The organism is Comamonas sp. A7-5, from assembly GCF_039581385.1.
Lineage (GTDB): Bacteria > Pseudomonadota > Gammaproteobacteria > Burkholderiales > Burkholderiaceae_C > Comamonas > Comamonas thiooxydans.
Map to the genome: position 1 here is coordinate 101955 of NZ_JBCPWO010000014.1, position 21371 is coordinate 123325.

24 protein-coding genes and 2 pseudogenes are annotated in these 21371 nt (G+C 61.3%); 20 read left to right on the plus strand and 6 right to left on the minus strand.

Annotation, left to right across the window (positions count from 1 at the left end; all coding sequences use genetic code 11):
• Positions 1 to 31 precede the first annotated feature (31 nt).
• The 3 genes from AAIL67_RS19925 to repC are packed head-to-tail and all read left to right on the plus strand — an operon-like array spanning position 32 to position 2006.
• Complete coding sequence (locus tag AAIL67_RS19925) at positions 32 to 253, plus strand: hypothetical protein (protein WP_017760538.1); 222 nt, start codon at positions 32 to 34, stop codon at positions 251 to 253.
• A gap of 15 nt (positions 254 to 268) precedes the next feature.
• Complete coding sequence (locus AAIL67_RS19930; RefSeq protein ID WP_343484649.1) at positions 269 to 1147, plus strand: helicase RepA family protein; 879 nt, start codon at positions 269 to 271, stop codon at positions 1145 to 1147.
• On the plus strand, positions 1137 to 2006 hold the full coding sequence (gene repC, locus AAIL67_RS19935) for a replication protein C, IncQ-type (protein WP_033945669.1): 870 nt from the start codon (positions 1137 to 1139) through the stop codon (positions 2004 to 2006). Before AAIL67_RS19930 ends, repC begins: the two co-directional genes overlap by 11 nt.
• A 92-nt stretch (positions 2007 to 2098) precedes the next feature.
• Here the strand turns inward: repC and AAIL67_RS19940 are convergent, their stop codons facing one another.
• A complete protein-coding gene (locus AAIL67_RS19940) occupies positions 2099 to 2443 on the minus strand; it encodes a hypothetical protein (protein ID WP_343484650.1) in 345 nt (114 codons plus the stop codon).
• Positions 2444 to 2724: 281 nt separating this feature from the next.
• Between AAIL67_RS19940 and AAIL67_RS19945 the strand changes: the two genes are divergently transcribed.
• From AAIL67_RS19945 to AAIL67_RS19980, 8 genes are all read left to right on the plus strand, one after another.
• On the plus strand, positions 2725 to 3024 hold the full coding sequence (locus tag AAIL67_RS19945; protein WP_017760541.1) for a TraK family protein: 300 nt from the start codon (positions 2725 to 2727) through the stop codon (positions 3022 to 3024).
• 399 nt (positions 3025 to 3423) lie between these two features.
• Positions 3424 to 5232, plus strand: a complete 1809-nt coding sequence (traI, locus tag AAIL67_RS19950) for a TraI/MobA(P) family conjugative relaxase (protein WP_343484651.1) — start codon at positions 3424 to 3426, stop codon at positions 5230 to 5232.
• A 67-nt stretch (positions 5233 to 5299) separates the two neighbouring features.
• A complete protein-coding gene (locus AAIL67_RS19955) occupies positions 5300 to 5554 on the plus strand; it encodes a plasmid stabilization protein (RefSeq protein WP_033945649.1) in 255 nt (84 codons plus the stop codon).
• On the plus strand, positions 5555 to 5974 hold the full coding sequence (locus AAIL67_RS19960) for a type II toxin-antitoxin system VapC family toxin (RefSeq protein WP_033945647.1): 420 nt from the start codon (positions 5555 to 5557) through the stop codon (positions 5972 to 5974).
• A gap of 170 nt (positions 5975 to 6144) precedes the next feature.
• Entirely contained in the window at positions 6145 to 6930 is a 786-nt protein-coding gene (gene trbJ / locus AAIL67_RS19965) for a P-type conjugative transfer protein TrbJ (protein ID WP_343484652.1), read from the plus strand.
• 15 nt (positions 6931 to 6945) lie between these two features.
• Entirely contained in the window at positions 6946 to 7221 is a 276-nt protein-coding gene (gene trbK, locus AAIL67_RS19970) for an entry exclusion lipoprotein TrbK (protein ID WP_033945644.1), read from the plus strand.
• On the plus strand, positions 7218 to 8867 hold the full coding sequence (gene trbL / locus AAIL67_RS19975) for a P-type conjugative transfer protein TrbL (RefSeq protein WP_343484653.1): 1650 nt from the start codon (positions 7218 to 7220) through the stop codon (positions 8865 to 8867). The genes trbK and trbL overlap by 4 nt, the downstream gene beginning before the upstream one ends.
• Before the next feature lie 66 nt (positions 8868 to 8933).
• Entirely contained in the window at positions 8934 to 9164 is a 231-nt protein-coding gene (locus AAIL67_RS19980; protein ID WP_343484655.1) for a type I toxin-antitoxin system ptaRNA1 family toxin, read from the plus strand.
• Positions 9165 to 9380: 216 nt separating this feature from the next.
• Here the strand turns inward: AAIL67_RS19980 and AAIL67_RS19985 are convergent, their stop codons facing one another.
• Positions 9381 to 9689, minus strand: coding sequence for a transcriptional regulator (locus AAIL67_RS19985; RefSeq protein WP_343484668.1), 309 nt, complete (start codon positions 9687 to 9689; stop codon positions 9381 to 9383).
• A 337-nt stretch (positions 9690 to 10026) separates the two neighbouring features.
• Between AAIL67_RS19985 and AAIL67_RS19990 the strand changes: the two genes are divergently transcribed.
• From AAIL67_RS19990 to AAIL67_RS20010, 5 genes are all read left to right on the plus strand, one after another.
• A complete protein-coding gene (locus AAIL67_RS19990) occupies positions 10027 to 10227 on the plus strand; it encodes a helix-turn-helix domain-containing protein (protein WP_010378957.1) in 201 nt (66 codons plus the stop codon).
• Between the two features lie 58 nt (positions 10228 to 10285).
• Positions 10286 to 13060 (plus strand): DNA methyltransferase, encoded by a 2775-nt coding sequence (locus tag AAIL67_RS19995; protein WP_343484656.1) that lies wholly within the window; start codon positions 10286 to 10288, stop codon positions 13058 to 13060.
• Positions 13057 to 15111 carry a DEAD/DEAH box helicase gene (locus AAIL67_RS20000; RefSeq protein ID WP_343484658.1) on the plus strand — a complete coding sequence of 685 codons (2055 nt, stop codon included), beginning with the start codon at positions 13057 to 13059 and terminating at the stop codon, positions 15109 to 15111. The genes AAIL67_RS19995 and AAIL67_RS20000 overlap by 4 nt, the downstream gene beginning before the upstream one ends.
• Positions 15104 to 16288, plus strand: a complete 1185-nt coding sequence (locus AAIL67_RS20005) for a GIY-YIG nuclease family protein (RefSeq protein ID WP_343484659.1) — start codon at positions 15104 to 15106, stop codon at positions 16286 to 16288. The genes AAIL67_RS20000 and AAIL67_RS20005 overlap by 8 nt, the downstream gene beginning before the upstream one ends.
• Before the next feature lie 62 nt (positions 16289 to 16350).
• The gene (locus AAIL67_RS20010) at positions 16351 to 16575 is read left to right on the plus strand and encodes a hypothetical protein (protein ID WP_343484660.1); all 225 of its coding nucleotides are present in this window, start codon (positions 16351 to 16353) and stop codon (positions 16573 to 16575) included.
• Positions 16576 to 16591: 16 nt separating this feature from the next.
• On the opposite strand, the gene AAIL67_RS20015 is transcribed toward AAIL67_RS20010, so the two are convergent.
• Positions 16592 to 16768: a hypothetical protein gene (locus tag AAIL67_RS20015; protein WP_343484661.1), complete on the minus strand. Its 177-nt coding sequence runs from the start codon at positions 16766 to 16768 to the stop codon at positions 16592 to 16594.
• A gap of 214 nt (positions 16769 to 16982) precedes the next feature.
• Between AAIL67_RS20015 and AAIL67_RS20020 the strand changes: the two are divergent.
• Positions 16983 to 17153 (plus strand): annotated as a pseudogene (locus AAIL67_RS20020) (thermonuclease family protein); the annotation flags it as partial.
• 84 nt (positions 17154 to 17237) lie between these two features.
• On the opposite strand, the gene AAIL67_RS20025 reads toward AAIL67_RS20020, so the two are convergent.
• Positions 17238 to 17924: a pyridoxal 5'-phosphate synthase gene (locus AAIL67_RS20025; protein WP_034390401.1), complete on the minus strand. Its 687-nt coding sequence runs from the start codon at positions 17922 to 17924 to the stop codon at positions 17238 to 17240.
• Between the two features lie 67 nt (positions 17925 to 17991).
• Positions 17992 to 18345, minus strand: coding sequence for a hypothetical protein (locus AAIL67_RS20030; protein ID WP_343484663.1), 354 nt, complete (start codon positions 18343 to 18345; stop codon positions 17992 to 17994).
• A gap of 349 nt (positions 18346 to 18694) precedes the next feature.
• On the opposite strand from AAIL67_RS20030, the gene AAIL67_RS20035 reads away from it, so the two are divergent.
• The 3 genes and pseudogenes from AAIL67_RS20035 to AAIL67_RS20045 form a co-directional block, all read left to right on the plus strand.
• The gene (locus AAIL67_RS20035; protein ID WP_343484664.1) at positions 18695 to 19297 is read left to right on the plus strand and encodes a DUF1326 domain-containing protein; all 603 of its coding nucleotides are present in this window, start codon (positions 18695 to 18697) and stop codon (positions 19295 to 19297) included.
• 57 nt (positions 19298 to 19354) lie between these two features.
• Complete coding sequence (locus AAIL67_RS20040) at positions 19355 to 20173, plus strand: DUF2182 domain-containing protein (protein WP_343484665.1); 819 nt, start codon at positions 19355 to 19357, stop codon at positions 20171 to 20173.
• A 48-nt stretch (positions 20174 to 20221) separates the two neighbouring features.
• Positions 20222 to 20305: pseudogene (locus tag AAIL67_RS20045) on the plus strand (EamA family transporter); the annotation flags it as partial.
• A gap of 226 nt (positions 20306 to 20531) precedes the next feature.
• Here the strand turns inward: AAIL67_RS20045 and AAIL67_RS20050 are convergent.
• A complete protein-coding gene (locus AAIL67_RS20050; protein ID WP_063661305.1) occupies positions 20532 to 20972 on the minus strand; it encodes a hypothetical protein in 441 nt (146 codons plus the stop codon).
• Positions 20973 to 21371: the final 399 nt, after the last annotated feature.

The window sequence follows — 21371 nt, forward strand, 5'->3', positions numbered from 1 at the left end:
TGCAATTCAGTTGATAACGGAGGTTTACGCAATGACGATGGAAGACACGCTGCTGCAACGCTTCGGCCCGCTGCTGAGCATGGCACAGCTCGCCTCTGTCCTGGATCGATCGCCGGATGGATTACGGATCAGCCTGCGCGCACCGAGCGAGTGGGCGGGGCGGATCAACAAGTCCCGCTTGAAGATCGGCCGGCGGGTCTACTTCCGAACTTCGCAGATCGCCGAGGTGTTGAGCGACGAGTCCCTGTACTGAGCGGGGAACAGCGTCATGGCGATTGATGTACTGGCGGCCTTCGAGCAAGAACCGCCGGTGCTTGACTTCATATGGCCCGGCTTCCTTGCGGGCACTGTGGGCGCGCTGGTCGCCCCGGGGGCCACAGGCAAGAGCTTCTGGGCGCTGGAAGCGGCCATGAGCATTGCATGCAGCGTTGCCGGCGGCGACCTCGTGGGCCTGGCCCCCGCACACACCGGGCGCGTGGTCTATCTGGCCGGGGAAGACCCGCCGCCCGCGCTTGTACGGCGCATTCACGCCATCGGCCAGCACCTCGGGCATGCAGCCCGCGAAGCCATAGCGGAGAACCTTGCGCTTCAGCCGATCATGGGCAAGCGCCTGAACATCATGGAAAAGGTTCAGTTGCGCCGCGTCATCGAATACAGCGCCGGAGCGAGGCTGATCGTACTGGATACCCTGAGCCGCATCCACGCCCTCGATGAGAACAGCAACGGCGATATGGCCCGCCTCGTGGCTGTGCTGGAGCAGGTCGCGGCTGCCACGGGCGCATCCGTGCTCTACCTGCATCACGTCAGCAAGGGAAGTGCTCGCGAAGGGCAGACCGACCAGCAACAGGCCGCACGTGGTGCGTCCGCGCTGATCGATAACGCCAGGTGGTGCGGTTACGTCGCGCGCATGACTGAGGACGAGGCGAAGCGCCTCAGCGACCGCGCTCATGACCGGCAGCCCATCGGCGATGAGCGGCGTGGCTACTTCGTGCGCTTCGGCGTCAGCAAGCAGAACTACGACGCCACGCCGCTTGATCGCTGGTACATGCGGCACGCTGGCGGCGTGCTGTTGCCGGTGGAGCTGTATGAGGCCCGCAGAAATGAGGAAAAGGGACGTGATGGTCGGAGGCGAGGCGATGGCTTTTGACCTCACCCATGCCAGGCACGACCCAATGCACTGTTTGGTTCCCGGTTTGTTCCGCAGTCTCAAGCGCGGCGAACGAAAGAAGTTCAAGCTCGATGTGACGTATCACTATGCCGAGAATGAACAAGCGCGATTCGTCGGCTTTGAGCCTCTTGGCGCTGACGATATGCGATTGCTGCAAGGCCTTGTGGCTCTTGGAGGGCCGAAGGGCATCATCCTGACGCCACAGCCAACAGCGGATTTGCCGAGGCAACTCCGTCTATTCCTGGAGCCGAAGTTCGACGCGGTTGGGCAGGATGCGCTTGTCGTACGCGAGAGCATGACAAGCCTACTGGCCGAAATCGGCTTGACCGATGGCGGCGACAACATCAGGGCGATCAAGGCGTGCTTGCTCCGCATGGCGAACGTGACGGTGGTAGTCACAAAAGGAAGCCGGCAAAGGTCCTTTCACCTGATGAGCTATGCCTTCGACGACGAAGACGGGCGGCTATTCGTTGCGCTGAATCCCCAGATTGCGGAGGCGATTCTTGGGCGGCGCCCCTACACCCGCATCGAGATGGCCGAGGTGCGGGCGCTCCAAACCGACCCGGCTCGCCTGATTCATCAACGGCTGTGCGGCTGGATCGACCCTGGCAAAGCCGGGCGCGCAGAACTCGATACGCTTTGCGGTTACGTCTGGCCGGACGAAGCGAACGCCGAGGCCATGAAGAAGCGCCGGCAGAAGGCTCGCAAGGCCCTGGCCGAGCTTGATGCCGTGGGCTGGAAGGTGAACGAGTATGCAGAAGGAAAGTGGGAAATCGGGAGGCCGAGGCCCGTAGCAACGTTCCCCAATCTCCGTAGCAACGTTCCCCTTCACCCGTAGCAACGTTCCCTGCCAAAAACTGGAAAACACAGTAACGGCGCGGGCTTGCGGTCAGTCCGCAAATTCCATCCATGATCTTCCAAGATCATCCACTAGGCGCGGCATTTGCCGCCGCCCTGTAGGGCGACGCCAAGCCATTGCCTGCGGCCTTCGGCCGTTGAGTTGTACGCCAGAAAGGTGGTCAGCTCCTGGTTGATCTTTTTAGCGGCTAAAACATAGCGCCCCTCAAGTGTCGATAGGCAGGCGTTGTATGTTGTATGTTGTATGTTGTAGCACGCTACAACATACAACAGTTCAATGCGATTCCCGGCCACGTCATAAGGGCGGCCTTCTTTTCGCGCGCACGTCGAAGCTGCAGCATCGTCACTTCCGGCGAGGCTGGCCACATCCCGGCCACGGTCGACCATCGCCACATCCAGCGATGCACCGAGGGCCATCGCCACATTCGACGATGACGGCCGCCGGCGCTGGATCTCGCATCGCCACTTCCGACGATGAGATCCCACTCTTTGACACTTGAGGGGCGGAGCTGCGGGGATTCTTCCGGCCTTTTCCTCTTGGCGTTGAAACTTTTTCGGCGTTGCTGAATGGCGTCTACCGCATTTTCTGTCGCGTCGAGTCCTTCATGTCAACCAATTCGGCCAACTATTGGAATGTTGTGTAGGCTGCCAGTTCGTAACCTTCGGAGTAGTTCAGTTGATAACGGAGGTTTACGGAAATGACGACAAGGATTGAGCAGGAACTGGCCGCTCGTCTCAAGCGCGAGCAGAAAAGCGGGCGGCTGACGCGGAAGGACTACTTGCCAGCGTTCATGGCGGCGCGCTCGAACGTGATGGAGGCGATGGCCGCAGGCTTTGCGCTAAAGATCATCTGGGAGCACATGCACGAGATCGGGCGCATTCCGTTTCGCTACGAAACGTTCCTGAAATACGTCCAACAGCACATCACCAATGCGCCGGCCGACCTGACGATGCCAAGTTCAGAAGGTAAGGCCGCCGGTCCGGCGAAGCGGACTTGAGCCAGCACGCTTGCTATGAAGAACGTCCAACAAGGTCCGTATTCAATCGCTGTAAGCAGTCTTGTGAAACGCTGCAACCGCCCGGGTGAATCGCAGCAAGCGCACGTAAACCGGCAACTTTTATCTGTTTTCCCGCGGTTGGCGTGCCATTGCGCGTCAATGGCGTGCTTATCGCGTGAGATTAGGTGAGTCGATTGTCGAGAATCAACGCGATGGTGCGGGCAGGATGTGTGAAGTTAGCTAACCGGCGAGCCGGTTATCTATCTTCACTATCCCTTATTCGCGCCGGGGCGCTCAACGGGTCATCCTGCTCTGCGAGGCAGCCGGCTACCGCCGGAGTGGTTCAGCCGAGGGCCGAGCCTTGAGCTTTTTAGCGGCTAAAAAGCCCGGAGGCCGGCCATGATCGCCAAGCACGTGCCGATGCGCTCGCTTGGCAAGAGCGACTTCGCGGGTCTTGCGAACTACATCACCGACGCGCAAAGCAAAGACCACCGGCTGGGCCAGGTGCAGGCGACGAACTGCGAAGCCGGTTCCATCCAGGACGCCATCACGGAGGTGCTGGCGACCCAGCACACGAACACCCGCGCGAAGGGCGACAAGACCTACCACCTGATCGTCAGCTTCCGGGCCGGCGAGCAGCCGAGCGCCGACACCTTGCGCGCGATTGAGGAACGCATCTGTGCCGGGCTGGGCTATGGCGAGCATCAGCGAATCAGTGCCGTCCACAACGACACCGACAACCTGCACATCCACATCGCCATCAACAAGATTCACCCGACGCGGCACACGATGCACGAGCCGTACTACCCGCACCGGGCGCTGGCGGAACTCTGCACGGCCCTGGAGCGCGACTACGGCCTGGAGCGCGACAACCACGAGCCGCGCAAGCGCGGCGCGGAGGGCCGGGCCGCCGACATGGAGCGGCACGCCGGCGTTGAAAGCCTGGTCGGCTGGATCAAGCGCGAGTGCCTGGACGAAATCAAGGGCGCGCAGTCCTGGCAGGAGCTGCACCAGGTCATGCGCGAAAACGGCCTGGAGTTGCGCGTCCGCGCCAATGGCCTCGTCTTCGAGGCCGGCGACGGCACGATGGTGAAGGCGAGCACAGTAGCCCGCGACCTTTCCAAGCCGAGCCTGGAGGCGCGGCTTGGCCCGTTCGAGGCTTCGCCCGAACGGCAGGCGCAAACCACCGCGAAGCGGCAGTACCGCAAAGACCCCATCCGTCTCCGCGTCAACACCGTGGAGCTGTACGCGAAGTACAAGGCCGAGCAGCAGAGCTTGACCACGGCGCGCGGCCAGGCCCTGGAGCGCGCCCGGCATCGCAAGGATCGGCTGATCGAGGCGGCCAAGCGGTCGAACCGCCTGCGCCGCGCAACGATCAAGGTGGTCGGCGAGGGCCGCACGAACAAGAAGCTGCTGTACGCCCAGGCGAGCAAGGCGCTGCGCAGCGAAATCCAGGCGATCAACAAACAGTTCCAGCAGGAGCGCACCGCGCTCTATGCCGAGCACAGCCGGCGCACGTGGGCCGACTGGCTCAAGAAGGAGGCGCAGCACGGCAGCGCCGACGCCCTGGCCGCCCTACGCGCCCGCGAGGCGGCCCAGGGCCTCAAGGGCAACACCATCCGGGGCGAGGGCCAGGCGAAGCCCGGTCGCGCGCCGGCGGTGGACAACATCACGAAGAAGGGGACGATCATCTTTCGCGCCGGCAACTCGGCTGTGCGCGATGATGGCGAGCGTCTGGCCGTGTCCAGCCAAGCCGACCGCGCCGGCGTGGCGGCGGCGCTGCGCCTGGCGATGGAACGCTATGGCGAGCGCATCGCCGTCAGCGGCAGCGTGGCGTTCAAGGCCGCCGTGATCCGAGCGGCGGTCGATGCGCAGCTTCCTATCACCTTCGCCGATCCAGCCCTGGAAAGCCGGCGGCAGGCCGAGACCACGAAGGCCGAGGTCAAGCGCCGGCCAGGCGTGCCGGCAGCCGGCCCGGAACCACCGCCGCATCGCCGGCATGGCCTGCGCACGCTTGGCCAGCTCGACAACCTGCACATTGAGGGCGAGGCCCAACGGCCGGCGCAAGTGCCGACCACCTCGGCCCCGAAGCCGTCCAGGGTCCAGAAGTCGGCACCGTCCGAGTTGGAGCAGCGCGAGGCCCGGATACGGGCGCAGATGGAAGCCAAGAGGGCGAGACGCCAGGGCAGGAAGGGGCGTGGAGCTTGATGCTTGCGCAGGTGACTGCATTTATCTATGATTGCAGTCATGGACAGCAAATGAGAGGTTTTGAATTATGGCAATCTTGACTGTAAGGAACGTGCCTGATGACGTGCATCGCGCTTTGCGCGTGCGGGCGGCTCAGCACGGCCGCAGCACGGAAGCGGAGGTGCGCGAGATTCTGGCGGCTGTGGTCAAGCCAGAGAAGCGCGTGCGCGTGGGCGAAGCCTTGGCCGCCATCGGTCGCAAGATCGGGCTGACCAATGAAGATTTCGCTGTGTTCGAGAGCGTGCGCGACAAGACGCCGGCCAAACCGTTGAGCTTTGACTGAATGATCGTCCTGGATACCAACGTCGTTTCTGAGGCGATGAAGCCAGAGCCAGACGCGGGCGTAAGGGCCTGGCTGAACGACCAGGCGGCGGAAACCTTGTATCTGTCGAGCGTCACGCTGGCCGAGTTGCTGTTTGGCATCCGGGCGCTGCCAGCAGGCAAGCGCAAGAACATGCTCGACCGCGCCCTGAACGAACTGCTGGAGCTGTTCAAAGATCGGGTGCTGCCGTTCGACACGGATGCAGCGCGCCACTACGCCGACCTGGCCGTGACGGCCAAGAACGGCGGGCGTGGCTTCCCGACGCCAGACGGCTACATCGCGGCCGTTGCCGCATCGCGGGGCTTTATCGTGGCATCACGCGACACATCGCCCTATGAAGCGGCCGGTGTGACTGTCATCAATCCTTGGGAGGGCGTGTAGGGCCAGCGACACCCCGTAAGGGCCAAGAACAGAATCACAGAAGTCCGGGCCTCAGTGCCCAGGGCGATACCGATCAGCTAGTGGCGTAGCTCTTCGATGAAACCTTGCCATGGGCAAGCGCGAGCTTGGTCAGGGCATTGCCTTTCTTTCATCGAATGGAGATTACGCTCATGAAGCACGTTCGTTTTTTAGCGGCTAAAACCGCGCTCGCCGCCGCCCTGGCCGGCAGCATCGTCATCACGCCTGTGCAGGCTGGTATTCCCGTCATCGACGGCACCAACTTGTCGCAAAACATCATGACGGCCATCGAGTCGGTGGCTCAAACGCTCAAGCAAATTGAGCAGTACAGCACCCAGCTCCAGCAGTATCAGAACCAGCTCCAGAACACGATGGCCCCGGCCGCGTATATCTGGGATCAGGCGCAATCGACCATCAACGGGTTGATGAACGCCACCAACACGCTGAACTACTACAAGAACCAGCTCGGCAGCCTGGACAGCTACATCGGCAAGTTCCAGGACGTGAACTACTACAAGGGGTCGCCGTGCTTCTCGGCCACCGGCTGCTCGGCCGCCGAGTGGACGGCCATGAAGAACGTGCAGCAGCTCGCCAGCGAGTCGCAGAAGAAGGCCAACGATGCCTTGTTCAAGGGCCTCGACAAGCAGCAAGACAACCTGACCGCCGACGCAGCGACGTTGCAGCGGCTCCAGTCCTCGGCGCAGGGCGCAACCGGGCAGATGCAGGCCATCGGCTACGCCAACCAGCTCGCCAGCCAGCAGGCCAACCAGCTCTTGCAGATTCGCGGCCTGTTGATCGCGCAGCAGAACGCGGTGGCGACCAAGATGCAGGCCGACGCCGACAAGGAAGCCCAGCAGGCGGCAGCCGGGGCAACTTCCAGGGAATCGAGGATCGAGCGCACGGCCACCCCGAAAAACTGGCTCGAACTGACCCGCTGACGGAGGCCCAGCACCATGAAAAAGACGATGCTGCTTGCCGGCCTCGCGGCGGCGATGCTGGCCGGCTGCGACAACAAGCCGGCCATTCCGCCCATGCCCGAGGTCAATGACACCAATTGCCAGATCGAGGCGATCAAGAAGATCGAGGATAGGGCTACGCGCGAAACCTTCGCCGGGTTGTGCTCGCGCCGGTCGCCGGCCGGCGGCGGCATCGCCCCGACCGAGCGGCCGATGAACTGGCTGGAGCTGGCCGATCCGAAAGGCTCGAAGGGGCAGGAGGTGAAACCATGAAAGCACTGCACAAGGCGGCGCTGATCGGCGTCACTCTCGCGCTTTACTCCACCGCTGCGTCGGCCCAGCTCACCAACCAGGGGATGCTTGACCAAGTGGTGACGGAGTTCGCCACGCGGGCCACGGCCTGGCAGACAGTGGTGATGAACGCCGCGACGTTCTTGTTCTGGACGCTGGGCACGATCTCGCTGGTCTGGACGTTCGGTTTCATGGCGCTGCGCAAGGCCGACATTGGCGAGTTCTTCGCCGAGTTCATCCGCTTCATTCTGTTCTTCGGCTTCTTCCTCTGGCTACTGCGCAACGGCCCGGCCTTCGCCAACTCGATCATCCAGTCACTGGCCCGGATCGGTGAGCAGGCATCCGGGGTGGCGTCGGTGACACCCTCGGGCATCGTGGATATCGGTTTCATGATCTTGAAGCAGGCATTCACGAACTCGTCGATCTGGTCGCCCGTGGATAGCTTCATTGGTGTGGCCTTGAGCGTCGGCATCCTGATCCTGCTGGCAGTTGTCGCCGTGAACATGCTTCTGCTGCTCGTGTCAGGGTGGTTGCTGATGTACGCCGGCATCTTCTTCCTCGGCTTCGGTGGCTCTCGTTGGACTTCCGACATGGCGATCAACTACTACAAGACGGTGCTGGGCGTGGCCGTGCAGATCATGACGATGGTGCTCCTGGTCGGCATCGGGAACGACCTGCTTTCCAGCTTCTACGCCAGGATGAACACCGGCACGCTGAACTTTGAAGAGCTGGGCGTGATGCTGGTTTTCTGCGTGGCGTTGCTGATGCTGGTCAATCGTGTGCCGCCACTGATCGCCGGCATCATTTCCGGCACGGGAATTGGGAACGCCGGCGGCATCGGCAACTTCGGTGCGGGCGCTGCTGTAGGTGCTGCGATGGGTGCGGCCAGTGTTGCGGCTGGTGCTGCAAGCATGGCCGGTGCTGCCGTGATGAGTGGCGCGGCCAACCTCGCCGGCGGGGCTTCGGCCGTCAAGGCCGCTTTCGAGAAGGCCCAGGGCAGCGCGACGAGCGATGTCGGCGCAGGTGTGGACATGATGGCGAGCATGGGCGGCGCGAATACATCGAGCGGTCAGGATTCGGCCGGCGCAGGGGCATCACCGTTCGCGCAGGCGGCAGGCTTTGGCGGTTCGTCGTCGGGTGGCAATAGCACGTCACTCGGCAGCAGCTCGGCCAGCGCGAAGGGTGACGACAAGGCCGGCGCCGGCGACAAGGGCGGCAGCTCGACGGCCAGTAGTGGCAACGGTGCCGACAAGGCGGCTAAAAGCGAACCCAAGTCCGCTGCCGGCGGGGCAGGACAAGGGCAGCAGGGCAGCCATCAGGCCGCGCCGGGCAGCACCGGCCCCAGTGGTTTGACTCGTGCCGCAGCATTGGCAGCGGGCACCGCCGGCGAGCTGGCGAAAGGCGCAGGTGCTGTGCTCAAGGGCAAGGCCGTGCAGCTCGCAGAGGGCTTCCAGGAGCGCATGGGCCAAACGATCGGCGGCCAGGTGGCAACGGCGATCCGGGCCGGCGCGGCAGCCGAGCCTCCGGCTTTCGATGGCAACAGCTTGGCCGGCGAGCAGGCCGGCAATCAGGCTGCCGATACAGATGATGAAGTTGCTGCTTTCGTGAATCGCTCGACGCCAGCATGAAAGGCGCGTCGGCCGGCGTGGGGCCGGCCGACACTTCCACTAACCCACCTGATGGAGAGGTGAATCATGGCAACTCTGAATCCTACCAACGCAACCCAGGCAGTTCATCATGCGGCCGCGCAACTCGCGGCCTTGGACTGGATCGATCAGGACGCAGCCCGGCAGCTCGGGCCGCTGGCCGAGGCGGTCGCCAATGCCTTCATGGTCGTGTTCTACCAGGCCGAGACAGGTCGCGCGACACCGACCGACTTCCGTGAGGCGCTGGATGCCGTGCGCCAGTCGCTTTCCACCGCGTAAGTCACGCGCCAGGAACAGCAAGGGCGGCCAATGGCCGCCCTTGTCGCTTCCGGGCCTCCATCGTCGGAAGTGGCGATGCGTGCCGGCGCTCGAGCATCGCCAGATCGGGCGATGACGGCCGCTTCACTCTTCCGGCGATGTGGATCTCGCATCGTCGCTTCTGGCGATGAGATCCACCTGCAGCACCGCCAGGAATGGCGATGTGGCCCGCGTCGTTCACGACGCGATGTTGTGCATGATTCGCGCACGTGCCGCGACTTGATGTGCGTGCTCGATATAGGCCGAGTCGCCCGTAGCCTCGGCGTCGGCCAGAAATGTGGCCACGGCTTCAGCGGTGGTCAAGTCCTGGGCCGGGTCAAAGGGTGTGAGGGGCTCCAGGCCCGCATCGACGCGGCGGGCCAGTTCGATAGCTTGAGCGACGTCAGCCAGCCGGGCGCGCACTTGGTCAGCAGTAACGGCGCGGCCTGGGTCGGCCTTCAACGCATCGTAGGCCGGGCCGATTCGCTCATGCAGCCAATGTTCCATGTTCACCTTCTCTGTTTTCTCTTTGCCCATCGCACACCTTACGCTGACGTTGCTCAACCTATCCCATCCAGAAGAGGTCGCAGGCTACTACGCGGCCTGCTTTTCCCTGGAGTGAAAAACGCTGACCACCTTCTTGGCGTCAACCATCTGCACCCTGACGGCTAAAGCACATGGCTTTGCCGTCTCACCGGTGACGCGAGCCTGCCGCAACGCGCGGTGCCGGGCGAATCTATGGCCTCCTGCCCATGAGATTCGGGGTTCATTTGGGTGAATAGAATGGTAAACTTGGCCAAACTTTGGAAGACTTCGCCGTGCGACACCAAGCGAGCCGCCTGACATGAACCAACCCGATAGCGAAATTCTCACGCTGGACGAAGTGGCGGTCTACCTCAAGGCAGGGAAGAAGACCGTGTACCGGTTGGCCCAGCAGGGGGAGATACCGGGATTCAAGCTGGGCGGGACCTGGCGGTTTCGTCGCAGCGAGTTGGATCGCTGGATTGCCGCGCAGATAGCCGAGAAGACGCAGGACAAGACATGAGCACCCCGCAGAACAGCAACAGCCAGGCGGCCTCGCTCAGAGGGAGGGCTACCCGCCCATGAACGCCGTAGAAATCGAACAAGCCATCACCGATCTCGCGGAGCACCCTTTCGACCGTGCAGAGTTCCCCTACGCCTTCCTTGAAGCCTTCGGCAACAAGGCGACGACGATCAAGCGCCTGCGCGCAGGGGCGTCGAACAAGTCTGACCTCGGCGGTGTTCTCCAGACCAGCAACATCCACATCCTGACCTGCGACGCAGGGCGGGTGACCCAGACGCTGGCCGCCCTCAAGGCCAGCCCGGCGACGGCCAAGGCCAAGGCGAAGTTCATCCTTGCTACGGACGGCGCGGACTTCGAGGCCGAAGACCTGACCAGCGGCGAGACCGTCGCCTGCGCCTTCAAGGACTTTCCCGATCACTTCGGCTTCTTCCTGCCGCTGGCGGGCATCAGCACCGTCCGCCAGATCAGTGAAAACGCTTTCGACATCCGGGCCACCAGCCGCCTGAATCGCCTGTACGTTGAACTGCTGAAAGACAACCCTGAATGGGGCACGGCAGAGCGTCGCCATGACATGAACAACCTCATGGCGCGGCTGATCTTCTGCTTCTTTGCTGAGGACACCGACATCTTCGTCGGCAAGGGACGCTTCACTGAAACAGTCGCGCAGATGAGCGCCAAGGACTCGTCCAACACGCACGAGGTCATCGCCACGCTGTTCCGCACCATGAACACCAAGCGCGAGGACCGGGCCGCCGCCAAGATTCCCCGATGGGCCGAAGACTTCCCATACGTCAACGGGCAGTTGTTCTCTGGCGGTGACGAAGTGCCCCGATTCAGCAAGATCGCCCGGTCCTACCTGCTGCACGTCGGCGGCCTGGACTGGACCAAGATCAACCCGGACATCTTCGGCTCGATGATCCAAGCCGTCGCCGAGGACGAGGAGCGCGGCGAGTTGGGCATGCACTACACCAGTGTCCCCAACATCCTGAAGGTGCTGAATCCGCTGTTCCTCGACGACCTGCGGGAAAAGCTGGAGGAAGCGGGCGATAACGCCCGCATGTTGCTCAACCTGCGCAAGCGCATCGCCAAGATCAGGGTCTTCGACCCGGCCTGCGGTTCGGGCAACTTTCTGGTCATCGCCTATAAGGAATTGCGCGCCATAGAGGCCGAGATCAACCGGCGGCGCGGCGAACCGGATCGCGCATCAGAAATCCCGGTCACCAACTTTCGCGGGATCGAGCTACGCGACTTTCCGGCCGAAATCGCCCGTCTCGCACTGGTCATTGCCGAGTACCAGTGCGATGTGCTGTACCGGGGGCAGAAGCTGGCGCTAGCTGAATTTCTGCCTCTGCGCAACGAGAATTGGATTACGTGTCACAACGCACTGCGAATCGACTGGTTGAGCGTGTGCCCTGCGACCGGTACTGGCGTGAAGCTGCAGGCGGACGACCTCTTTGAAACTCCACTCGATCAAGCCGAGATCGACTTTCAGAACGAAGGCGGCGAGACGTACATCTGCGGAAATCCGCCGTACAAGGGCAGCAAATGGCAGAGCGACGAACAAAAAGCCGATTTGGCAAACGCTTGGGTCAAGCACCCCAAACTGGCGAAGACGACCGACTTCGTGACAGGATGGTTTGCGCGCTTCTTCGACTACGCTGACAGCGTTCCAAATGCAGTTGCCGCCTTCGTGGCAACCAACAGCATATGCCAGGGCCAGCAGGCCATTGACGTTTGGCCGGTAGCCTTCCAGCGTGGCTACGAAATCCGCTTTGCACACACTTCGTTCAAGTGGGCGAACCTTGCCAGTCACAACGCTGGCGTGACGGTGGTGATCGTCGGTCTGGGTGAAAAATCGACGCTACCCAAGAGGCTCTATCAGGAGGAGTTAGTCAAGCAATGCTCTGCTATCGGTCCGTATCTTGTGCCGGATAGCCTCGCATATGTTCAGAAGGCCAATGACCCGATTGGCGAGCAGTCCACGATGCTGTTCGGCAACATGCCACGCGATGGCGGACACCTTTTTCTTGATGCCGAATTGGCAGAGAAGGTCATTGCCGAAGACGTTGATGCGCGCCCCTTCGTCAAGCGATTTGTCGGTTCGACCGAGCTAATAAACGGCAAGCTACGGTACTGCTTGTGGATTGCGGACAAGGACGTGGAGTCTGCCAAGAGAAGCGTCTTCATTTCTGAGCGCTTGCGGTTAGTGGCGGAGAATCGCAAGCAGTCAGATGCCGAATCTACACGTCAGTTCGCCAAGCAGCCACACCGTTTCGTCCAAATCGCGGGCGTGGCGCGGCGGGATCAAATACTCGTTCCTGGCGTTAGCTCGGAGAACCGACCCTACTTGCCCTGCGACTACTTGACGGCTGACGTCATAGCGTCAAACAAGTGTTTTGCACTATATGACGCCCCGCTGTGGAATATGGCGCTAATTGTGTCGAAGTTGCATTGGGTTTGGATTGGGACCGTGTGCGTTCGCATGCGAACCGACTTTTCCTACTCCAACACTGTCGGCTGGAACACCTTTCCCGTTCCGGCACTGACGGATAAGAACAAGGCCGACCTCACGCGCTGCGCTGAGGACATTTTGCTGGCGCGGGAGCATCACTTCCCCGCGACCATAGCGGACCTGTACGACCCCGAAAACATGCCCGCTGATCTTCGCGCCGCCCATGATCGCAACGACGAAGTGCTGGAGCGCATCTACATCGGCCGGCGCTTCAAGAACGACACCGAGCGGCTGGAAAAGCTGTTTGACCTCTATACCAAGATGACCGCTTCGGCTGCACCGGCCAAGGGCAAGAAGCGCAAAGCGGGAGCCAACGCATGAGTGACAAGATCAAGTCCGTACCGTCCGTTTCCGTCACCTACGCCCGCAACGGTGCGTCGACCAAAGCAAATGCGCTTGGGATGCGGCCCATGCAGGAGCGGGCCTACGAGAAGCGGGGCGAGCAGTATCTGCTTATCAAGTCGCCGCCCGCATCGGGCAAGAGCCGTGCGCTGATGTTCGTGGCACTCGACAAGCTCAAGAACCAAGGATTGAAGCAGGCCATCATCGTTGTGCCGGAGAAGTCCATCGGTGCCAGCTTCAACGACGAGCCGCTGTCGAAGTACGGCTTCTGGTCCGACTGGCACGTCGAACCCAAGTGGAACCTGTGCAACGCGCCAGGCAACGACAACGGCGGCAAGGTCAAGTCGCTGGGCGCATTCCTCGAAGGCGACGACAAGGTGCTGGTCTGCACCCATGCGACCTTCCGCTTCGCGGTTGATGCCTACGGCGTGGAGGCGTTCGACGACCGACTGATTGCGGTCGATGAGTTCCACCACGTTTCGGCCAACCCGGATAACAAGCTCGGCTTGCACCTGGGGCAGTTCTTCGCGCGGGGCAAGACGCACATCGTTGCCATGACCGGCTCCTACTTTCGTGGCGACGCCGAGGCCGTGCTCGCACCGCAGGATGAGTCGAAGTTTGATACCGTCACCTACACCTACTACGAGCAGCTCAACGGCTACGAGTACCTCAAGCAACTCGACATCGGCTACTTCTTCTACAGCGGGCCTTACGTTGATGACATCCTCAATGTCCTCGATCCCGCCGAGAAGACCATCATTCACATCCCCAACGTCAATTCGCGCGAGAGCACGAAGGACAAGATGCGCGAGGTGGAACACATCATCGAGGCGCTGGGGGAGTGGCAGGGCATCGACGCCGTCACCGGCTTCCAACTCGTCAAGCGCCCCGATGGCCGCGTGCTACGCCTCGCTGACCTTGTCGATGACGACGCCGCTAAGCGCGACCGCGTGTCCGCCGCGCTCAAAGACCCGGCGCAGAAGAACAACCGCGACCATGTGGACATCATCATCGCGCTGGGCATGGCGAAGGAAGGCTTCGACTGGATTTGGTGCGAACACGCCCTGACCGTGGGCTACCGCGCCAGCCTGACCGAGATCGTTCAGATCATCGGCCGTGCAACCCGCGACGCGCCTGGTAAGACCCGCGCGAGGTTCACCAACCTGATCGCCGAGCCGGACGCGGCCGAGGAAGCTGTCACCGAGGCCGTCAACGATACGTTGAAGGCCATCGCAGCCAGCCTGCTGATGGAGCAGGTTCTTGCTCCGCGCTTCGAGTTTAAGCCCAAGAACCCCGACAGCGGCCCGACGCCGGGATTTAACTACGGCGAGGGTGGCTACGACGCGGACCGTTGCAATGTCGGTGTCAATGAGCAGACAGGGGCTTACCAGATCGAGATCAAGGGCCTCGCCGAGCCCAAGAGCAAGGAGGCGGCGCGAATCTGTCAGGAAGACCTGAACGAAGTCATTGCGGCCTTCGTGCAGGATAAGCCCACCATCGAGCGCGGCCTGTTCGATGAGGAGCTGGTGCCCGAGGAGCTGACGCAGGTTCGCATGGGCAAGATCATCAAGGACAAATATCCCGAGCTTGACGCCGAAGATCAGGAGGCCGTGCGTCAGCACGCCATTGCTGCCCTCAACCTCACGCAGCAGGCCAAGCGGCTGGTCACCGAAGGTGAGAACGATGGATCACCCAACACCGCCCTAATCGACGGCGTGCGCCGCTTCGCGATGGATGTGCGCGAGTTGGACATCGACCTGATCGACCGCATCAATCCGTTCGGGGAAGCCTACGCCATCCTTGCCAAGACCATGAGCGAAGACAGCTTGAAGCAGGTCGCGGCGGCCATCTCGGCCAAGCGCACGAGCCTGACGCCGGAGGAGGCGAGGGAGATGGCCGTTCGCGCCGTCCAGTTCAAGAAGGAGCGCGGCCGCATTCCGGCGCTCGATTCCCAGGATGCCTGGGAGCGACGCATGGCCGAAGGCGCGGCCGCCTTCATGCGCTTCAAGGCGGAGGGACGCTATGAGTAACTCTGATCTTGACGAACTCGCTGCGGAGCTTGCCGAGTTCGCACCTCCTGAGAAGAAGGGCGGACGGCCGGCCAGTGAGGAGCGCGTCATCGCGGGCTTCGAGGAAATCCAACGCTTCACCGAAAAGCACGGCCGTGCGCCGCAGCACGGTGAGGACCGCGACATATTCGAGCGCCTTTACGCCGTGCGTCTGGACCGTTTGCGCGCGCTCCCGGACTGCCGCGCCCTGCTAGAGCCGCTGGACCATCAGGGCTTGCTTGCCGCTGCGCCTGCCGTTGCCGCTTCGGCAGATGAAGCCATCGACATCGACGACTTGGCTGCAGAGCTGGCGGGCGTAGCGGAAGCGGACGACATCACAGTTCTACGCCATGTCCGCACCAGCGCCGACAAGCGTGCCGCCGAGGAGATCGCGGATCGCAAGCCCTGCGAGGACTTCGAGACCTTTCGACCCTTGTTCGAGCGCGTGCAAGCGGAGGTCAAAACCGGTATGCGCCAGTCCCAGCCCATCGAAGCGGGCCGCCGCGCGATTGAAGCCGGGGACTTTTTCATTCTCGATGGCATCACGCTCTACGTTGCCGAGGTCGGCGAGCCGTTGAAGACCACCGCCGGGGAAGTGGACCGCCGCCTGCGCCTCATCTTCTCCAATGGAACCGAGAGCAATCTGCTGCTGCGCTCGCTCCAGCGAGCGTTCTACAACGACCCCGCCGCGCGGCGGCTGGCCTCGCCCGAGAGTGGGCAACTCTCCTTCGGCGGCGAGCTTGAGGCCGATGATGTCGAAAGCGGCACGATCTACGTCCTGCGCTCCCTCTCCGATCATCCCTATGTCGCGCAGCACCGCGACATCATTCACAAGATGGGCGTGACCGGGGGCAGGGTGGAGACGCGCATTGCCAACGCCGAACACGACTCCACCTACCTGCTGGCGAAGGTCGAAGTGGTGGCGACCTACAAGCTCGCCGGCATCAACCGCACCAGGATGGAGAACCTGTTTCATAGGCTGTTCGCGCCCGCGCGGTTGAACATCACCATCAACGACCGCTTCGGTCATCCTGTGCAGCCTGAGGAATGGTTTCTCGTTCCGCTGTTCGTGATCGATGAGGCCGTCGCGCGCATCAAGGATGGCAGCATCACCGGCTACATCTACGATCCCAGCGCCGCGAAGCTGGTGAAGGCATAGGACAGCCCAAATGCATGAATAGCCCTGGCCGCCTGCCAGGATGAACGCCAGGAGGAAGCAGCATGACGAAGCCGTATCAGGAAGACCAGACCGAGCCGTTTTTCATCACTGAGGAAGTCGAGGCCGAACTGATCGCGGCCGGACACGTGTTCGAGCCACCAAGCCACGTCAGTACAAAGCGCCTCCCCGAAATCCTTGCGAGCCTCACCGGCGACGAACTGGCAACCTGGCCGAGCGTGCTATCGAAGGGGGAGGTCGAGCGCCGGCGGGTTGGCCAGCATCGCTAGGTCTGACGATGCCGACTCAACCGCTCTCTTGGCGTTCGATGGTATTTTTCATGGCATCGTGAATGAATTGATTTTTAAGATGTTGATATTGAATGACTTTTTCTTGCAAAAGACAATCGAGTGGGAATAAAGCGCTGTCGTGAACTGACACGCAAGCTTTAGACTCTTTTCTCATGGAAGCCCGTGTTTTCACGGGCTTTTTTCATTTCTATCTAGTCCTATCTGGAACTAGCCGGTCTTGCGAAGTCGGCGGGTTTCGATGGCACTTTGCATGGCACCGAACGTCGCCCATACCATCCGCCTCGTCGATACCATCAGTCCTGCTTTCTGCAGTTGACGGCATAAAAATCACCTAAGTCTTTGATTTTAAATACGGTTCCATGCACAAAAACGCGCTTGCTTGCTGCTGGTATCGCGCATATGCCCGCGAACAGTCACCGCAGGAGCGCGGGCAACACGAGTTTGCAGAGCAAGAGGCCAAGGCTCGAAAAGTTGGACTTTGGCGAGAGGCCGGGCCAATCGCGCCATGGGATTGGCGCAAAGCCTTATGCGAGCCTCGGCACAACCCAAGTCCGTAAACAACCCTATGCTGACCGTCGCCCTAGCGAATTAACCGCCGAAGAGCAGCCAGCCAACCGCCGCCCGCTCCGAGCTACGTAACATTACGGCCATAGGCGCTCGGTTGTCCAAACAGCGCCGTCGCGTCTGTAGCGCAGACGTATGTGGCGCCGCTGTTCATGACCTTGCCAGAACTCAATGGTGTCAGGCCGCACAGCATAGACAACCCATTCGGGCGAGATGAGTTGCGGGTTCTCTTCAAGCCGCTCCAGCTGTTTGGCCAACCCATCTTCAAATTCCCTATCAGAGTCCAGAACATCACTTTGCCGACCGAGTAGAGCTCCGGCGCGAGAGCCATGTGGTCGCGCCAAGAAATCGGCTGCTTGAGCTTGAGGACCCATGTCGTGCGCAACACCACGAATGCGGATTTGACGTCCAAGTGCAGGCCAATAAAAGGTCAGTGCCACATTGGACTTGTAGGAAATTTGGTGGCCCTTGGGGCTGCTGCGTGTGATGGCGAAGTGCCAACCGTGGTCATCTACATTTTTGAGGATTAAGACACGCGCATCGGGATGTCCGTCAGCATCCACGGTAGACAAGGTCATCGAGTGCGGCTCTCGGATTCCAGCGTCGATGGCCATCTGCAGCCATTCGACGAAAAGGACTTCGGGGTTGGCGGGTGCAAGCGTGATGTCGAAAGGCTTATATGGGCCGGGCAAGGATTTTAGGTTCCGCAGCAGCTCTCGTATGTTGGACACGGTGTTGTCTCTTTCACTAAGTAAACGATTCATGTTCGCAATGTGCAGATTCTCCGTCACCTCATGGCCGTCGTTAGTCGGAGTCCGCTTCCGGCCGTCTTCAGTTGTCGCGCCGAGTCTTCGCTTGCTTCTGAATCGAGAACGTCACCGTGAAGTCCGGGTTCACCACTACTTCGCCAGTGCTCCGAAGCCGGTACTCGCCGGGCTCAGCCTTTCGAAAAGAACGCGTATCGGGAGGTAGGTGGAACTGCTCGCCGGCTCGCTGGCCTTCCAGTGATAAAAGAATTCCCTTGCGCTCATCGGCATGGACGACGCGACCGAGCAGTTGTTGCTGCTCGAAAGGCTCCTCGGCACCCACGTCAAAGTAGGCAAGTCCAACGAGAACCAATTGCCCAGGGAGCGTGTTCGCAAGGGTCGCATCCCATGGCAGCTCTTCATTAAAGTCGTTGCTCATGGCCGAAATTCTGCCCTCAAGTTAGAGGTCTGCTCCTGGCCGAGAGCACCACTTCGTACCGGCCGCCGATAGTGGCCTGTCGAACAATTTCCTGATCACAAGTCGAATGACTGCTGTCAGGGCGCACACCAAGCTCACGTTGTCGCCCACGGGCCGTCTTTCAATGACGCTGCAGATTGCCAACGCCGAAGTGCTCATTCGCCTCCGAGGTTGAATAACCCAATAACCTCGCAATTGGCACGTCATCGAGTTTGACCTGATCCGCCACGCTGCGCAGAATTATTGTTCATCTTGCCGCCGCGAGCCAAGACGACAAGTGCGTGTTCCTGTGGCTCCCATGGAGGTTCGTATGAGCTATCACTTGGAAGGTCGCCTGCTCGAGGTTTGTAACTGTAAGGTTCTGTGCCCCTGCTGGATTGGCGAGGACCCGGACTACGGCACTTGCGACACCATCGTCGCTTGGCGCATAGACAAGGGAAACGTCGATGGTGTTGACGTGGGCGGCAATACCATCGCTGCCGTAGCCCATGTTCCCGGCAATATCCTGGAAGGCAACTGGAGGGCCGCGATTTTTGTCGACGACCAGGCTTCCAAGGCACAAGAGGAAGCGCTGCTCAAGGTCTACACCGGCCAGGCCGGGGGGCCGGTCGCCGATCTCGCCAAGCTGATCGGCGAGGTGGTATCCGTGGAGCGAGCACCCATCCGCTTCACGGTCAAGGAGGGTAAGGGCCAGTTGGAGATCGGCAAGGACTACTTCGCTGAACTCGAGCCGTATCGTGGGGCCATGAATAGGCAGACCACGCTTTCCGATACCGTGTTCTCGACGGTACCCGGGGCACCGGTTTTTGTAGGCAAGGCTCCGACCTACCGATCAAAAAACGCCGCCCTCGCCATCGACCTCGATATCAAGAACCACAACGCCCTGCAGAGCACCTTTGTCTTCGACGCCTGAGCCGCCGGGTCAATCCAAGGCGAGTAGCGATCGGAGCACAAGCGCGGAGATTTCCCAATGACGCCGCAGGCAAGCCCCACGCTGACCAGCGCCACCCGTCACCGTCGCGTGTTCTTGCCGGTCTTGGCAGCACTGGTGGTGCTTGCCTGGGTGACGTTGTGGGCTTGGGCGCGCAGCCCTTACGGTCGCTATCTCGAACACGGTGACTGGACGGCGGAAGGGCCGGCAGCGTTTCTGTGCCGTGTCGTTCCCGCCGGCGATGTGGTCGTACCCATGGCGCTTTACGCCGTTGCCTGGATCCTGATGACGGCGGCCATGATGCTACCCACCACCTTGCCGCTGTTCAACGCCTTTGATCGGTTGACGACCGGGCGCACGGACCATGGGCGCCTCTGCATGCTGCTCGGCCTGGGCTATATGGCGGTATGGGGGGGCTTCGGGCTGCTGGCACACGCACTTCACTCTGCGGTGCTGTCTTTGCTCTCCAGCGTACCCACGCTGGCTTGGCATGGCTGGCTGCTGGGTGCGGCGACCATTGCCTTGGCCGGTGTTTTTCAATTTAGCAAGCTCAAGTACCAATGCCTGGAAAAGTGTCGCACACCCTTGAGCTTCGTGATCGAGCACTGGCATGGGGGTGAGCACCCAGCACGGCAGGCGTTCGCGCTTGGCGCTCACCACGGCCTGTTTTGCGTCGGCTGCTGCTGGGCGCTGATGCTGTTGATGTTTGCGCTCGGTACCGGCAGCCTCGGCTGGATGCTCCTGCTCGCGGCCATGATGGCGATCGAAAAGAACATCCCCTGGGGCCGGCGTCTCAGCAAGCCGCTAGGTATCGCGCTGCTGTCTTGGTCTGCAATCATCGTAATGAGCCATGGTTGACACGCGTGCTGGCCGCACCTTCTTGCAAACGCTCTCGCCGCGGTGGCGATGCTCGCCTTCGCGGCCAATTCATTGTTGTGCCGACTTGCACTGCAGAAAACAGGCATCGATCCGGCCAACATCGACAGCATCCCCTGCGGGTCAGTTCTGCGTGGAAATTAACAAACAGGGAAATGTCCGCGTTGATATGTTCCGTCGCAGACCGAGCAGAGCCCTAACGACTGCAAAAGCTACTTCACCCATCTACTTTCGCTATGCAGCGATTGCCGTCATTGATACAGCCAAGTCCACCGGGCCACCTCATGACACTACTCGGCCGCTCGAGCCTGCGAGCAGGATCTCTGCGGAGGGCACGCGCTCATACCTTGGCGAGGAAAGCCGCCGCATCACCCGCTTCACACTTCCAGTCTGCGAAGACCCCAACCAAATTGCATTCCACGCAGTGGCAAGCGATGTAGTACCAGCGCACGTCATGTGTGCCCTCGTACACGGAGACGCCGGACATCAGCTCGAACACCTCGTTCTCGCACACGCACTCGTGCGCCTCGGGGGCGGCCTCTTCAACGTAGTTCGCGCTGTCGCCCATCAGGTGTCTCTGCCCGCAGTCGGTGCAGGTGCGGATTGCCACGCCTGCTTCTTCATCAGTCTGCAGCGCAAAAGTCCGGCACCCGCAATTGCATTTGGACGAGGCAAACCGGACGGCCTCATGGCGATTCGCAACACTGTAGCTGCGCAGCTCGGCTTGGGTGTCGCCGGACGTCGTCCCGTACATGAACTCGCCCTTCTTCGTCAGTGCCATTGATGCTGTTCCATTCTTCAAGGTGGGCTTCCCAGCAGACCTGACGCCAGGCTTGCCCCGATCCTCTGGATTTTGCCTGAAGGCACGGTGATTCGTCGTCAAGGGGTCGGATCGGGGTGGTCGCCGACAAGGGCTGCGGAAATCCTTGAATGCCGATTCTTGGAGATTGCAGCCAGAGACCATCAAGTTCAGCTGTTGATCGCCGCCGACCTTCGATGATGAAGCCCCTACGTCAGCTCTCAGCTTGAAGCAGTCGGCCAAGCAGCCTTCGCGAACGGCTGCTCCTGGCCGTTTCCAGCCATACGCACCGGAGCAGCACCCTCCTCTGAGACAATCGCGTGATGACCGATGAATCACCGATCCACACAGTCCACAAGCGCGTTTGCCAAACCTTCCTGA